Here is a 14,617-nt window from a genome sequence, read left to right as displayed (position 1 = left end):
ATGTTCATTACCTTAAAATCATTAAACCAAAAAGCAAGAATCCTACTACTCTCTGGAGTTGTATTAATCGTAGCCGCGATTTTGTTTTTGGTGTTTTCAAAATCTACAAAACCTATTCACAAACATCCAGAAAAAGCGGAAGTATTTGACGAAGGTTTACGAATCGTTTTTAAACCCAATAGTCCAGGGCTTGAGATCGTTAGGTCCACTGTGATTGGCGGCGGAGGAGAGTTTGTCAGTTTAGAAGCTCCTGCAAGGCTAATTGCATCTACTTCACCATCTGTAAGCAACGGATCAAGGATCATACTCTTTGAATCAGCAGAGTTAAACGACTTATATGTGGGTTACATTCACGCTAAAAACAAACTCCATCGTTCCAATAAAAACTTAAGTCGTATCAAAGATATGTTTGTTCATCGTGTTGCAACAGAAAAAGATTTAGTAGAATCAGAAACTGATTCAGGTAATGATGCAGCAGAACTTGCAGAATTTGAGGGTAAACTTCGAGCACAAGGATTAAACCCAAGCGAACTGAGCACAGCAGGAAGTTTGAAAGCTTGGATCATCACGGATGTTCCCGAATCTCAAATTTCTACATTAAAAAAAGGTAAAAAAGTAAAAGTAGTTTTTGCTTCTTTTCCAGATGAAGAATTTACAGGAACTGCTGAAGCAATTGGTGATAACGTAGATCCACTCACAAGAACAGCAAAGATGCGTATTATCGTTGTGAATGATAAGTATCGTTTGAAACCAGGGATGTTTGGAGTTGTAAAATTTCCAGAACAAACAGGTGGTGATAGTGTTGTTTTACCTTATACGGCAATTGTCACAGTCGAAGGGAAAAACTATGTATTTGTCGAAGAAAAGCCATTAACATTCAAAAGGCGAGAAGTGGTTCTTGGTATTTCAACAAAAGAACGTGTGAACATCATTGAAGGTCTAGCACCTGGCGAAAAAGTAGCAATCCAAGGTTCCATTTTGTTAAAAGGATTAAGTTTTGGTTTCTAAAATGAAAAATTTGATCTTAAGCATTTTAATTCTTTTCATTACGGGATCAAGTTTATACTCTCAAACTTCTCCTTTTCCTAAAGATAAAAACGGGAATGAAATCAAACCGGATTGGACGCCATCTAAGCCAACGGAATCTGCTTTTGGTGCTGATGAAACATTAAACCAAAACAGTTTAGATGAAAAAAAATTACCAAAATCTACCAATTTTTGGATCTATGGTGCAACGATTGGTTCTCCTGCAAGTATCAATTTTAATTTAGGTTATTACTGGAAAGATATCGTATTACGTGGGTCAGGTGGAGTTTGGGGGCCGCACTGGAAAGGTGGCCAAATTGATTTAGGATATACATTCTGGAAAACACCTGTCATCGCTCACAGTATCTCGCTTGTAGGTGGATATTTTGAAGTGAGTCCCTTTGCGCCCGAAGTTGGACGAGGTGGACAGTCATCCTACCCAACAGGTTTAAACATTCCAGGATACAATCGAAGGGATCCAAGCCAGGAAGATCTTTTGATTCGTTCTTATATCAATTCGATCGATTCTAATGTTGCCACATATTTAGAATATGAAAGTAGAGAGAGGCAAAAGGTCCATCTTACTCAAAGATACATTGGAATCACTTATGACTTTTTACTGGGCAACTTTTTTCTGCAGTTAGGCGGAGGAGTTGGCCAAGGGGACTATAGAAACCCACAACTATTATTACAGATGGGTTACCTCTTCAATACGAGGGAATATCATGATTAAAGATTTTATTGAAACAGCTCTCAGAAATCGTATTACTACAATCATAACGGCAATTGTTGCCGTATTATTTGGAATTTGGGCTTGGATTGACATCCGAAAAGAAGCCTATTCTGACATAGCGGATACACAAGTTCGTTTGATTGCGAAATTTCCAGGAAAAGCTGCCGTAGAAGTGGAAGAAAGAGTCACTCTCCCCATTGAACGCGTATTAAATGCAATTCCAAAAGTTGCAGTTAGACGGTCCAGAACGATCAACGGATTAGTTGTGTTTCAATTCGTATTTGAAGATGGAACTGATGATTATTTTGCACGTATGCGACTTATGGAACGAGTTGCTGATGCAGACATACCAGAAGATGTCCATCCAGCACTGGGACCAATGAGTTCACCAGTGGGTGAAATTTATCGATATGTTTTAGAGTCATCTGAAAATCATACCCCTATGGAATTACGTACCATCCAAGATTGGATCGTGATGCCAAAGATGTTACAAATCCCAGGGATCGCCGATGTTGTCACCTTTGGAGGTTTGCCAAAACAATACCATGTTGTCACTTCACCTGACAAACTCATTCGGTATAAATTGACAATTGGTGATGTCATTAGAGCCATCCAAGAAAACAATTTAAACACAGGTGGAAATTTACTCCTTCAAGGGGAACAAGGTTTTCCTATTCGATCACTCGGTGCCATTAGAGATCCAAAACACATCGAAAATATTGTTGTAAAAACAGTTAATGGAGTTCCAGTCTTCATCCGTGACTTAGGTTCCGTCGAGATATCTCATCCAATCCCAAGTGGTGTTTTAGGTTATACCGTTCAAAACGATGAAGAAGGATTAATTGATGTTGACTCGTCTGTCCAAGGTTTGGTGGCGATGAGACGTTGGGGTGATCCGAATGAAATGGGAGAACGAATTCGAGAGAAAGTAAAAGAGATTAATGAAAACTATCTTCCCAAAGGTGTTCAACTCAGAAATACTTATGATCGAACAGATTTAGTTAATTATACACTTAGAACCATTGGTAAAACTTTGGTGGAAGGTGTTGTCGTCGTAAGTTTGGTTTTGATATTCTTTATCGGAAGCGTGCGAGCCTCCCTTGTCGTTGTTGCAACCATTCCTTTTGCCATGTTATTTGCCTTTTTACTCATGAACATGACAGGAATCCCTGCCAGTTTACTTTCACTCGGTGCAATTGACTTTGGTATCATCGTTGATGGTGCTGTGATCATGGTGGAAAACATCATGCGGCGATATCGAGATGCAACTCCAGAAGAAAAATCACATGGAATCCTGGCATTCACAAGAGATGCCGCATCGGAAGTGGGAACCGAAATTTTATTTTCAATTCTCATCATCATCTTGGCATATTTACCAATATTTTCATTTGAAAGGATTGAAGGAAGATTGTTCAAACCTATGGCATTCACAATCTCCTTTGCCATATTAGGTGCACTTGTATTTGCAATGGCAGTGATCCCAGTGATCATGTCGATTATTTACAAACATTATTTTGAATCAAAAAACCCAGGTCCCATCGAGTGGCACAATCCTTTTTATGATTGGATTGAAGCAAGATACAAACGACTCATCGAGTTCATTGTCGACAGGTCAAAAAAAGCAGTTCGATATACCTTCAGTGTAGTGACCATCTTTCTTGCAATAGGAATGTTTTCTTTAGGAACTGAATTTCTCCCTGAGATGGATGAAGGTGGATTTAACATTCGAATCTTTTTTCCTGTTGGAATTTCCTTACCCGAAGCAAGAAAATTTATGCCTAAAATAAGGCAGACTGTATATAAAAATGAACAAGTCAGTGTTGTGATTTCTCAATTAGGAAGGAATGATGATGGGACTGATCCACTTCCACCTAACCGATTAGAGGTTCTAATTGGTTTAAAAGATTATAGTAAATGGAAAGAAAAAATCACTAAACAAGAGCTTCTACTCCGAATGAAAAATGATTTGGAAGCAACTTTACCTGGAGCAAGGATCAGTTTCTCTCAGCCAATCATGGACAACTTATCCGAAGCCATTATGGGGACCATTGCTGACCTTGCCGTTTTTGTTTCTGGAAATGACCTCAAAATCATGCGTGGAATCGGAAATGAAGTCTTAAAAGAAATCAAAGAGATGAAAGGTGCCAGTGAATACGGCATTGAACAAGAAGCAGAAAGTCCTCAACTTACGATTAGCATCAACAGAGAAGCTGCCGCTCGGTTTGGTATCAATGTGATTGATATCCAACAGATGATTGAAGCAGCGATCGGAATGCAAAGGATTAGTACCTTATATGAAGGTCCATCTGACATTCCACCAAAAACTCCGGCTCGTTTCGGAATCGTAGTTCGATTTTCAAAAGATTACCGCGCATCTAAACAAGCAATTGAAAATATGCCTATCATATCGCCAAAAGGAGAAAGAATCCCTTTATCTCAGTTAGCTGATATCGAAGTTATTGATGGACCTACTATGATTTTCAGACAGGAAGGAAGAAGGGTTGTCACAGTTCGAACCAATATACGAGGACGTGACCAAGGTGGATTTGTTTCTGAACTTCAAAAACGTGTGAAGAAAAAAATCAAACTCCCAGACGGATATGAAATTCGTTTTGGCGGGCAATACGAAAACCTATCTCGTGTTGGGAAAAAACTTGGTATTGTGATCCCAATCACGGTTCTCATTATTTTCGGAGTCTTGTACTTATTGTATCGCAACTTAAAGTATGTGTATGTAGCTCTAGCATGTATTCCACTTTCTTTATTAGGTGGAATATATGCATTACTACTTCGAGGGTACTATTTTAACGTATCTGGGGGTGTTGGATTTATTTCACTTTTTGGAATTGCTACAATGGCGGGTGTTCTATTCGTATCAAGAACCAACCATCTGCTTGTCGAAGAACCTGATATTTCAACAAAAGCTGCCGTAAAAAAAGCCGCCGTAATCCAATTACGCCCAATGTTAATGACCATGTTACTTGCGTTACTTGGTTTAATCCCAGCCACTTTGGGAACAGGGGTTGGATCCGATGTTCAAAGACCTCTTGCTACCGTCATTGTGGGTGGACTCTTTTCAGCCATGTGCCTTGTATTAACAATCTTACCTTCTCTTTATTTAGTTGTGGTTGGGGAAAGAAAACCAAGCGCAGAAGAATTAGAGGAAATGAGTCATAAAAAACACATCCCTTTCCTTGATTTTGTAAATGAATTGAGTGAAGAACCTCTGGAAGAAGAAGACGAAGATGATGAGCCTGTTTCCAAGAAAAAGAAAAAACCTGCCAAAAAAAGGAAAAAAACATAAATCTTTTTCACTGACTGAATCGAATTAGAAATAAGAAAATGAAGTGTAATTTCGCCTCTGGAAACCAACCAGAGGTTTTTTTGTGATTAAACTCTTATTGATTCAATTAGATTCGAACAGTAGCGGCCACAACAAACAACCGCTCCACCCTTGTCCTTTTGTTTTGATCTGTCTCAAAAACAGAATCCATCGATTCTCTTTGGATGGCTTCGAATCTTAAAAGTCCAGGTGACCATTGTAGTAAATCAAATGTAACCGTATAACCGTTTGTTAAAAATCCATTTCTAGTGTAAGTTTGTACTAACACCTGTTTAGGATCATAAAACCGTTCGATCCGAAAACTTAGCCGAAACAAATCTTCATATCGAAAACTAGTCCAAAAGGTTCCATGATACCATTGGTGAAACGCTCTCGATTCGCGACTGATGTACATTGGTAAAATTGGATTGATTTCTTTCCACCATGGTTCATAAGACAAAGATTCTTTTGTTTTTTGTGCACCAACATCTCCAGAAAGTGCAAAAGATAACCAATCCAAAACTTTCCATTCCAGAATTGTATTATTATAGAAACGTGTTTGTTTTCGTTCAAAATCGGGAGCCTCATTGCCGGCAAATTGATTGGCAGTGATGGAAAATTTAGGTGTGAATTGGTATTTGAACTGAGTACCAAGTGATTTGTCTTTATTTTGATCCGTTATATTTTGCCAGCCATTCATCACATGAAACTGAAATTGAAACTTATCAGTGAACTTTGTTGTGACCCTGACTCCTGAAGAATAATACGGTACATAGTCAAGAGCCATTGCTCTCGTATAATTCCAATTATCTGATGATATCCATGATTCATATCCAATATGGCCTAAATAAATACCTGCATCCACCCAAGTGTCCTTACTCAATTTAAATCCAACATAAGCCTCCTGGATGTGTTTCACTGCATTTTGATTGGAACTAGTATCCTTACTGATCTCCCCAGCATAATTTGTATTGACAGAGGTTCCAAATTGAAATGCCAAACGCCCTCGAATTTTATCTTCCTGCCATTTCGTTTCGATAAAGCCCAAATTAATATTAAACTCGTCATTTCGAACTGCTTGTGTTGTATACTGTCTCTCTTTGGAATTGGGATGATTGCCATTATGAGAATAATACGTATCGACAAAAGCGCCAAACTTCAAACTTTTCGGCAAAACGATAGTTTTATCTTTCGCCTCATCCAAATTAGTTGGTTCGTTCAAATTGGTTTGATTGGATCCATTCTGTTGGGTTGGTTGTTTGGATTCGGAACTGTTTTCCGCTTTCAATTTTCCTGTAAATGGAACACTAAAAGATAGGATCAAAATCAAAAAAGGAATTTGGATTCGATGTTTCATGAAATTCCGCCCAATGCCTTTGAGCGGAGTTTACTTTATTTTTTAAGTAGTTCTTTGATTTCTTTTGGAAATCCAAGGAGTTCGTCTGGGACTTGGATTAATTTTTTGCGATAGTTCTTTTTGTATTCTTTTTTGAATTTAGTATGACATGATTTACAAGTTTCATCTGGTTTGCCCACGGCAAGTTTTGCATCGATGATCTCTTTCCATTCTGCTTTTTGGTCTTCAGGCGCCATATCAGGAACTTTTTCTAAAATTTTATTCAGATAATCAGCGTTGTCTTTTTTATCATACAATTTGGTCGCAGGTTTTGTATAATCTTCCATAAAATCATGGAGATTCATTTCTGTGACCGACTTGGCTTTTTTTTCGGCGTTAAGTACAAAACCGAAAGAAACGAATAACAATCCTAAACTCAAAAGCATCTTTAATCTCATATCTACCTTCTTTCAAAATCCTATGATTGGATGGATTGGGAATCAAGCCTGTTTTTTTCGCATTAGTTCCGATCCTAAACCAAATTTTTTGACCGATTCCAAATTCACACGTCCAGTGTACTCATCTTCATATTCGGCCAATTGTTTCACAAAGTTTGCATCCAAACCGGCTAAATATCTTGTTTCAGGAAAAAACAAATATCCTTTTGCTCTTCTTGGTGTGAAAGGGAATTGGATCAGCGAAAGATAATGTTCCCAGGAATTTTTTTCGGAAGGAATCGATTTTTCAAACGCACGTACGCCCCGTTTGACATGTTTGATCTCATCTTCAAAAATATAAATCATGATTTCTGATGTTTTTTCATCTCCGAAATAAGAAAATACTTTTGCATATACTTGCGAATAATCCAAATTCGCTCCTTCAAAGGAAAGAGACATGACTGCTGAAAACGACTCCACGCTCTGAAACTGGTCCAATTGTTTCCAAAATATATAATTGAGTGGGATATCTCCAAATTGTATTCCAAATTCGCTCATTCGATTCAAATACATCTTAAAATGAGTTTGTTCTTCTTCAATGGTTTTGACCCAACCATTCCGAACAGATTTTTGAGCATCGGGAAAGGCTAATATGGCCCAGGCAAAAAGTTCAATCGCCATGAGTTCATGATTGGCAAAATGATGGAGAGTGAGTCCGCGATTCGATTCTAAATTCAAATGTTCCAGTCTTGGAATTTTAATTTTTTTATCAGAGAATTGAAGTTTGTGATTTCTTCCTGGAGTTTCAATACGAATGGATTTTTGGTCACTATCGTCTATCCATTGTTTCGGTGGAGGAAGCAATTTATCTTCCAAATTCGGAGCAAGTAACAAATGTTTTGCGTATTCTGTTATTTTCATAGTTTATTAACATTCCGAAAATGGATTTACAAAAATCCGAAATCATCTGTAGATAATTCCAAATTCAATGAACGCTTCTAATTCGAAAAGTCCGAATTTTTATGAATCCGTCTATGCTGTGGTAAAAAAAATTCCCAAAGGAAAAGTTACGACCTATGGTCATATTGCCTTGTTATTAGGGAATCCAAGAGCAGCACGTGCTGTTGGGTATGCGCTCAATTCCTTAAAAAAAGATAGAGAATCAAAAATCCCGTGGCAAAGGGTAATCAATCGAGAAGGAAGGATATCGTTCAAAGGTGATAGCTTTCGAGCCGATTTACAAAAAAAAATCTTACAAACAGAAGGTGTTTCTTTGATTTAGGCAGTGATCAATTGGATTTTGACAAGTACGGATGGTTTCCATTATATGAAAAAAGATTTTCCAATCACTCTGACAATCGCAGGTTCTGATTCTGGTGGTGGAGCTGGTGTCCAAGCCGATCTCAAAACGTTTTCGTCTCTTGCGACATTTGGAACCACAGTGTTTACATGTCTCACAGCTCAAAATCCTGATGGAGTCACAGGTATTTATGAAATCTCTCCTGACTTTGTTTCCTCACAACTCCAAGCAGTTTCCAGTTATTTCCCGATCAAATCTGCAAAAACAGGAATGTTATATTCGAAGGACATCATCAAATCGGTCGCTTCATTTTTTTATGATAATCCTGACATACAGTTGGTTCTCGATCCAGTGATGGTTGCAACAAGTGGTGCCAAACTCCTCAAAGATGATGCGATCCAATCCTTAATTGAAGATCTCATTCCACTTGCAAAAATAATCACACCTAACTTAGATGAGGCGTCGCTTCTTTTAGGAGAAAATATCCACCAATATGACCAGTTGGTTCCAATGGCAAAAAAACTATTCGAAAAATACAATGTCCCCATTTTATTGAAAGGGGGACACCTACCCAATGCATCAGTAGCGACCGATGTTTTGTTTGATGGTATATCAATATTCGAATACTCAAAACCATATCTGAAAGAAAAACATACTCATGGAACAGGTTGTACGTATTCGGCAGCAATTACTGCCTTTTTAGCTCATGGGAAAAATCTTGCAGAAGCAGTCGGATCAGCCAAAGAATACTTACACTTAAGTTTGGAAGATGATATTCTCACGGGACCAACACAACACCTAAACCACTTCCCAGATCCAACTCATTAATCAAAGAACTAGTTCACAAAACCGATCAAACAAAGAAGAACTCAATATTCAATATTGAGTTCTTTGATTTTTTTATCCAATGTGTTACGATTGATTCCCAAAAACTTAGCGACTCTTGTTTTGGTATACCGAAATTTTTTCATCGCATATTGGATGAGTCTAGATTCAACTTCACTGACAACAATTTCCATCGCACGCCCATCCAAACCATCCAACTGTCCAGAAGTCAAACGACCAGATCCCAAATCCAAAGGTTCAGCACCAGATACTGATTCCACATGATTTGAATGTGATACTTCCACAGTGTTATCTGGCATTTCTTCCATATTGGATAAAATATCTGAAAAATCTTCTTCATTTAAAATTTCATCTTGGGCAAGGACTACTGCTCGTTCGATGACGTTTTCCAATTCGCGAACGTTTCCTGGCCATCTATATTTCAAAAGCAGTCTAGATGCTTCGCGAGAGATTCCTTTGATAGATTTATTATTATCTTTTGTATACTTTTCCAAGAAGTGATTCATGAGGAGTGGAATGTCTTCAACTCGATCACGTAGCGGTGGAGTATTGATTTTGACTACATTCAACCGGTAAAACAAGTCTGCTCTAAATTTCTTTTCGGCAACTAACTGTTCTAATTCGGCATTGGTTGCGGCAATGATCCGTACATCCACTTTTTTTGCTTTTGTTGATCCAATGGCTTCAATTTCACGCTCTTGTAAGACCCGAAGTAACTTTGATTGTAAGTTTAAATCCATTTCTCCAATTTCATCCAAAAAGATAGTGCCTGTGTCGGCCAATTCAAACTTTCCTTTTTTGTCTGTGACAGCTCCCGTAAAGGAACCTTTTTTATGACCAAAGAGTTCACTTTCAAGTAAGTTTTCTGGAATTGCAGCGCAATTGATTTTGACAAATGGATTTTCAGAACGGGAACTATTGTAATGAATTGCATTTGCAATCATTTCCTTTCCAGTTCCTGATTCTCCAGTGATGAGAACAGATGCTCTTGAATCAGCAACTAACTGAATTTTTTCAAACATCTTTTCCATACTCGCGGCTTTACCTATCAGTGAACCAAATTTATATTTATTTTTTAATTCTCTTTTTAATTGGATATTTTCTCGTGAAATTTCTTTTTTTGCTTCTTCGACTAAGTTTTGAATTTTGATCGATTGTGAAATGATAGATGCAACCACTTGTAAAAAATCTAAAAAAGATTTTAAGTCAGTGTGTTTATTTTGAACGATAAATGCATTTACTACACCCAAGGTTGTTTGTTCACTCAAAATTGGAGCACATAATAAACTTACGTTATGTGGATCATGTTTAAAATGAGACAAGTATCCAACTCTGTTTAAAAAATCAGGATGTGATGCAACAGATTCAATGATAATTGGCTCTCCTGACTCATATACTTTTCCAGTGATTCCTTCTCCAGGTTGGTATGTTCCTTTTTCAATTTCTTCTGGTGATAATCCCGAAGCGGCAACAATCCTTAATAAGGCTTCTTCTTTATTAAATAAGACAATACTTCCTTTTTCTAAACGAAGTGACTTTTCCATTGTTACCATAATGGAATCAAAAACTTCATTTTGATCCAAAGTTGAGCTAACTACTTTTGAAATTTCGATGAGAGTTGCTTGGATTTTCGTTCGTTGTTCTAATGAACGAATGGTTTGTAAATTTTTAAAAATCTGACCCGCTTGGTTTGCAAGTACACTTACAATCTCCAACATCTCAGGTGTAAATGCATTCAATCGATTCGAGTCAAGTGAGATCACCCCAATGATATCATCCTCTACTATCATTGGAGCAACTAACTCTGATTTGATCTCTTCTTTTACTTGGATGTAATCTGGATCTTTCGAAACATCATTGACCAACTTCGCTTTTCCCGTGGAAGCTGCCATACCCGTGATCCCCTGTCCAATTTTCAGTTTGGTTTCACGAAGTAATTGTTGGTTCATCCCACGTGAGGTCACGGCATCCAGGACACTTTGTTTCTCGTCGATGAGCATGAGGGAACCTGACTCCACGGCACAAATTTGGATGCATCGATCGAGAATCAATTCGAGGAGGCCATCTGGGTCCTGTGTGGAATTCATGGCCGTAGCGACTTCATGGATGGATTGGATGGGATTGAATTTTTTCGCGCTCATAGGTTTTGCTCTTTGGAATTACGGATTGCTGGAAAGGAAGACAGTTTCACTATGCTTATTTTTTCATCATTATGTACGACAAGCAAACAATTAAATGGTTTTTTAATCATTTCACTTGCCTTCCTTTCGATTTCAGCAGAAAAAACAACATTTGCTTATAGATTAAGCATGAATCGTACCAGGTTTCTTCCCTCGGAAGGAAATTCTTGTAGCTTGTGAAAAAAGAAATCGTGTATCCTGGTCCCTGGATGAACGAGGAATCGGAATTTGAACGAATCTGCCTTCTTTGTACTGAACCTCGTGTTCCCAGTGGCATCACGAAAGCAGGTCGATTTTTCTGCCAAACCTGCCAGAGGGAATGGATCTTAGAAAAACGAAAAATCCCTCGAGTGGGCAAACATGTCCTCAATTCAGATGAAAAAACAGAATTCCTATTAGAGAACTTATCCCTATTTAACTCCTCACTTGGTTTAGATGATTTGATGTTTCGTTTTAGCGAACTCATCTCTGATCGCTTAAAAAAAGATAAAATTGCAATTTTTATAACAAACCTAGAGTTAGGTGAAATAAAATTAGCTCATTATTACACCAAACAAAAACATTTGCAAAGAGTCATCAAACGAATCACTCTCGATTATGATTTGAGTTACGGAATTTTAATAGAAGCGATGGCGAAGAGAGAGCCTTGTTTTTATAAATTCAGTGACCAAACCCATCCGTTTTATTCCTTTTATTCAAAACTTACTGGCACCAAATCTCAATTGGTCTTACCTATATTGTATGCAAACATCGCTGTTGGAATGATCACAATCGATTATGAAGACGAAGACACATTGGATTATATTGAAGATGAAGAAATTCTCAAAATTGTTGTCGGACAATTTGCCGTTTCACTTAGAAATTCGCTTCTGTTTTCCAAATCAAAAAATCAATCGAAACACTTTAGAAGTTTACATACGGCTGCATTAACATTAAGCCAACTCTATCTAAACAATCACAATGAGATGATTCGAATGATTCTACTCACATTATCAGGAATTGTAGACTCATCCATTTCTTGTTTGGTAGAAATTCCTCCAAACGTTACCAAAGCAAAAGTATTCAAAGTATACCGAGATCTGGAAAATTATGAACTTAAAACATTGACTGACTCAGTGGATATCAATGATCTAAATTTTATACTCCAAACAAAAGAAATTTTGGCAGTTGATCCTTCTATAGATGTTATCTTTCAAACACTTGGAATCACTGGAAAAGAAACACTCATCGTACCCGTAAAATTAGAAAACGAAACTATTTGTATTTTTATTTTGGCCAAAGAAGAAACTCGATTCCCGCATGAAGAAATTGAAGCTCTGAATGCTTTCGTTTCACTCGCAAGAATCACCATGGAAAATTCCAATTTATACCAAAATCTTTCAAACAAAGAAAGATTGGAGAAAGAAATTGAAATTGCTAAAGAAATTCAAAGTAATCTTTTACCTCGTAACGCACCAGAAGCGGATGGATTTTCCTTTGGTGGACTCATGGTACCTGCTCGAGGGATCGGAGGTGATTATTATGATTTTATATTATCACCGAATCGAAATGAGTTATTTGTCTGCATTGGTGATGTCAGTGGAAAAGGAGTCGCAGCAGGTCTTGTAATGGCTACCGTTAGAACCATCCTCCATTCTCTCGTTCGAGTAAAAGATTCCCCCTGGGAAATTTTAAACGATATCAACAATTACTTATATTCCAGTTATCGAGATGCGATCACTCCACGATTTATGAGTATGATCTTGATTCGTTGGAATTTGATTTCCGATGAAGTGGAAGTATCGGGAGCTGGGCATGGAAATTTTTACCATTACCAATTATACTCCAACACAGTTAGATCCATTGAAACTGGTGGTGTCATCTTGGGAATCAGTCCCGACATATCCAAATTTAAAAATGAAACTAAATTGTATTTCAAGGCTGGGGATACAATCCTACTCTATACAGACGGTGTAACAGAAGCTCTCAATGCTTACGAAAAACAATACGGCGAACTTAGTTTAGAGGAGAGTTTCCGAAATCACATCCTTTTGGAACCAAAAAAGATTTTAGAGAATATTTATTTGGATCTAAAAGAATTTGTCAAGGAACAGGAACAACACGATGATATCACAATGGTGGCCGTGAGGAAAATATGATTCCAAAAATCCCTGATTCTGTTTCCATCCATTTTGAATCTATGCTCAAAAGAATGGGAAACCAACTGCCAAACGAATGGATCAAAAACAAAACAAAATTTTTACTCTCCTATTCGGGAGGAAAAGATTCTAGTCTCCTATTATTATTCTTAAAATATTTACAAGACAAATACCAAATCCAACCCCCTCACCTCTTTTATCTATCGCACGGGATCAGAGAGATCCAAAACGAAGAAAAAGAAATGGAAACTTATCTAGAACAATATGGATTCAATCTCTTCTTTGTAAAAAAAAAATTCCAAATTTATCCTTCAAACTTAAGAAAGGATTAGAAGAAACGGGACGGCTTGTTCGTTACCATGAATTAAAAAAAATAAGCAAAAAAATTCCTTCCATCATTCTCACTGGCCATCACTGCAAAGATTATACAGAATCCATTTTTTTGCATCTAACGAGAGGTGGTGGTAAAAAATCTTTTTATACTCTCCCTCCATTTGATGGAGAAAGGTTTTTGCCTCTTGTTTTTTTGGAAGACCATGAATTGAACGAATTATACCAGTTTGTATCAGCAAATATGCGTATCTTTGAAGATGAATCAAATGGTGATCCTATTTATAAAAGAAATAGAATTCGGATGGAATTGATTCCAATTTTAGAAAGAGAAAAATGGAACTTTTTTAAAACCTATTGGAATTTCCACGATCGATCGCAACTCAATTTACAATTTGATGGTTTTTCAAACCAATCCCAAAGTTATGCACCACACCTATTTCGAATTCCTCATGATACATGGGTGAGTTTGAATTTATCTGCTAAAAAAGAATTAATCGATTTCCATTTGAAACTGATGGGTATGTATCCCTTATATAAATCTGGCTTTGAGAACTTTCACCTGCAATCAGAAGGGGAAAGAGCATTTTTAGAAAATAAAAATTGTTACCTATACAAATCAAAGTTTGGTGATCTCTTCATCATTGACAAAAAATCTCCAGCATTTAAAAAAGCGATTTCCAATCGAGAGGGCCAAATTTTGGTCATTGAGTGGAACCAAAATCGATTCAAAATCAATGATCCTGATATGAAATACAGTTTAGGATCCTGGCACCATGGGCAAAAAATCCAAATTCGTTCTGGAAATAAGGAAATTTCCGAATGTATGCGGGAAAATGGTGTTCCGTTTTTTTTACGATCCTATATCCCTATCCTCTATTTTGAGAATGAACCGATCCAAATTTTATTTTCACTCTTTTCAAAAAACGAAAAGAATTATCCGAAACGAATCTATTTAGAAAGGTGATC

Annotated in this window: 11 protein-coding genes and 1 pseudogene; 8 read left to right on the top strand and 4 right to left on the bottom strand. The window is 37.3% G+C overall.

The annotated features are described in order from the left end of the window. Genes LEPBI_RS02820 through LEPBI_RS02810 form a run of 3 tightly spaced genes read left to right on the top strand, consistent with a single transcriptional unit; the run spans window position 1 to window position 5,063 of the window. Complete coding sequence (locus LEPBI_RS02820) at window positions 1-1,008, top strand: efflux RND transporter periplasmic adaptor subunit (RefSeq protein WP_012387599.1); 1,008 nt, start codon at window positions 1-3, stop codon at window positions 1,006-1,008. A 1-nt stretch (window position 1,009) separates the two neighbouring features. Next, a complete protein-coding gene (locus LEPBI_RS02815) occupies window positions 1,010-1,759 on the top strand; it encodes a hypothetical protein (protein ID WP_012387598.1) in 750 nt (249 codons plus the stop codon). Next, window positions 1,752-5,063, top strand: coding sequence for an efflux RND transporter permease subunit (locus LEPBI_RS02810; RefSeq protein WP_012387597.1), 3,312 nt, complete (start codon window positions 1,752-1,754; stop codon window positions 5,061-5,063). The genes LEPBI_RS02815 and LEPBI_RS02810 overlap by 8 nt, the downstream gene beginning before the upstream one ends. 106 nt (window positions 5,064-5,169) lie before the next feature. On the opposite strand, the gene LEPBI_RS02805 is transcribed toward LEPBI_RS02810, so the two are convergent. From LEPBI_RS02805 to LEPBI_RS02795, 3 genes are read right to left on the bottom strand one after another with little or no spacing between them, the layout of a single operon-like run. Next, the gene (locus LEPBI_RS02805; RefSeq protein ID WP_012387596.1) at window positions 5,170-6,438 is read right to left on the bottom strand and encodes a porin; all 1,269 of its coding nucleotides are present in this window, start codon (window positions 6,436-6,438) and stop codon (window positions 5,170-5,172) included. Window positions 6,439-6,473: 35 nt separating this feature from the next. Then, window positions 6,474-6,875 carry a hypothetical protein gene (locus LEPBI_RS02800; RefSeq protein WP_012387595.1) on the bottom strand — a complete coding sequence of 134 codons (402 nt, stop codon included), beginning with the start codon at window positions 6,873-6,875 and terminating at the stop codon, window positions 6,474-6,476. A gap of 42 nt (window positions 6,876-6,917) precedes the next feature. Next, window positions 6,918-7,775, bottom strand: coding sequence for a ferritin-like domain-containing protein (locus tag LEPBI_RS02795; RefSeq protein WP_012387594.1), 858 nt, complete (start codon window positions 7,773-7,775; stop codon window positions 6,918-6,920). Between the two features lie 67 nt (window positions 7,776-7,842). Here LEPBI_RS02795 and LEPBI_RS02790 point away from each other — a divergent pair. Together LEPBI_RS02790 and thiD are read left to right on the top strand one after the other, a co-directional pair. After that, a pseudogene (locus tag LEPBI_RS02790) lies at window positions 7,843-8,225 on the top strand (MGMT family protein). Beyond that, window positions 8,182-8,982 carry a bifunctional hydroxymethylpyrimidine kinase/phosphomethylpyrimidine kinase gene (gene thiD / locus LEPBI_RS02785; RefSeq protein WP_012387592.1) on the top strand — a complete coding sequence of 267 codons (801 nt, stop codon included), beginning with the start codon at window positions 8,182-8,184 and terminating at the stop codon, window positions 8,980-8,982. Before LEPBI_RS02790 ends, thiD begins: the two are co-directional and overlap by 44 nt. A gap of 41 nt (window positions 8,983-9,023) precedes the next feature. Here the strand turns inward: thiD and LEPBI_RS02780 are convergent, their stop codons facing one another. Further along, window positions 9,024-11,087: a sigma-54-dependent Fis family transcriptional regulator gene (locus LEPBI_RS02780; RefSeq protein ID WP_041769948.1), complete on the bottom strand. Its 2,064-nt coding sequence runs from the start codon at window positions 11,085-11,087 to the stop codon at window positions 9,024-9,026. A gap of 269 nt (window positions 11,088-11,356) precedes the next feature. Between LEPBI_RS02780 and LEPBI_RS02775 the strand changes: the two genes are divergently transcribed. The 3 genes from LEPBI_RS02775 to LEPBI_RS02765 are packed head-to-tail and all read left to right on the top strand — an operon-like array spanning window position 11,357 to window position 14,615. Continuing rightward, window positions 11,357-13,318: a SpoIIE family protein phosphatase gene (locus LEPBI_RS02775; RefSeq protein WP_012387590.1), complete on the top strand. Its 1,962-nt coding sequence runs from the start codon at window positions 11,357-11,359 to the stop codon at window positions 13,316-13,318. Further along, window positions 13,315-13,650 (top strand): ATP-binding protein, encoded by a 336-nt coding sequence (locus LEPBI_RS19315; protein WP_012387589.1) that lies wholly within the window; start codon window positions 13,315-13,317, stop codon window positions 13,648-13,650. The genes LEPBI_RS02775 and LEPBI_RS19315 overlap by 4 nt, the downstream gene beginning before the upstream one ends. Next, entirely contained in the window at window positions 13,614-14,615 is a 1,002-nt protein-coding gene (locus LEPBI_RS02765; RefSeq protein WP_049755965.1) for a tRNA lysidine(34) synthetase, read from the top strand. The genes LEPBI_RS19315 and LEPBI_RS02765 overlap by 37 nt, the downstream gene beginning before the upstream one ends. Window positions 14,616-14,617 lie beyond the last annotated feature (2 nt).

This window comes from Leptospira biflexa serovar Patoc strain 'Patoc 1 (Paris)' (assembly GCF_000017685.1).
GTDB lineage: Bacteria > Spirochaetota > Leptospiria > Leptospirales > Leptospiraceae > Leptospira_A > Leptospira_A biflexa.
This window is presented reverse-complemented; position numbering and strand designations above follow the sequence as displayed.

Coding starts and splice junctions, on each gene's coding strand:
- LEPBI_RS02820 (WP_012387599.1), top strand. CDS start 1: ATGTTCATTACCTTAAAATCATTAAACCAAAAAGCAAGAATCCTACTA.
- LEPBI_RS02815 (WP_012387598.1), top strand. CDS start 1,010: ATGAAAAATTTGATCTTAAGCATTTTAATTCTTTTCATTACGGGATCA.
- LEPBI_RS02810 (WP_012387597.1), top strand. CDS start 1,752: ATGATTAAAGATTTTATTGAAACAGCTCTCAGAAATCGTATTACTACA.
- LEPBI_RS02805 (WP_012387596.1), bottom strand. CDS start 6,438: ATGAAACATCGAATCCAAATTCCTTTTTTGATTTTGATCCTATCTTTT.
- LEPBI_RS02800 (WP_012387595.1), bottom strand. CDS start 6,875: ATGAGATTAAAGATGCTTTTGAGTTTAGGATTGTTATTCGTTTCTTTC.
- LEPBI_RS02795 (WP_012387594.1), bottom strand. CDS start 7,775: ATGAAAATAACAGAATACGCAAAACATTTGTTACTTGCTCCGAATTTG.
- thiD (WP_012387592.1), top strand. CDS start 8,182: ATGAAAAAAGATTTTCCAATCACTCTGACAATCGCAGGTTCTGATTCT.
- LEPBI_RS02780 (WP_041769948.1), bottom strand. CDS start 11,087: ATGAATTCCACACAGGACCCAGATGGCCTCCTCGAATTGATTCTCGAT.
- LEPBI_RS19315 (WP_012387589.1), top strand. CDS start 13,315: ATGATTCCAAAAATCCCTGATTCTGTTTCCATCCATTTTGAATCTATG.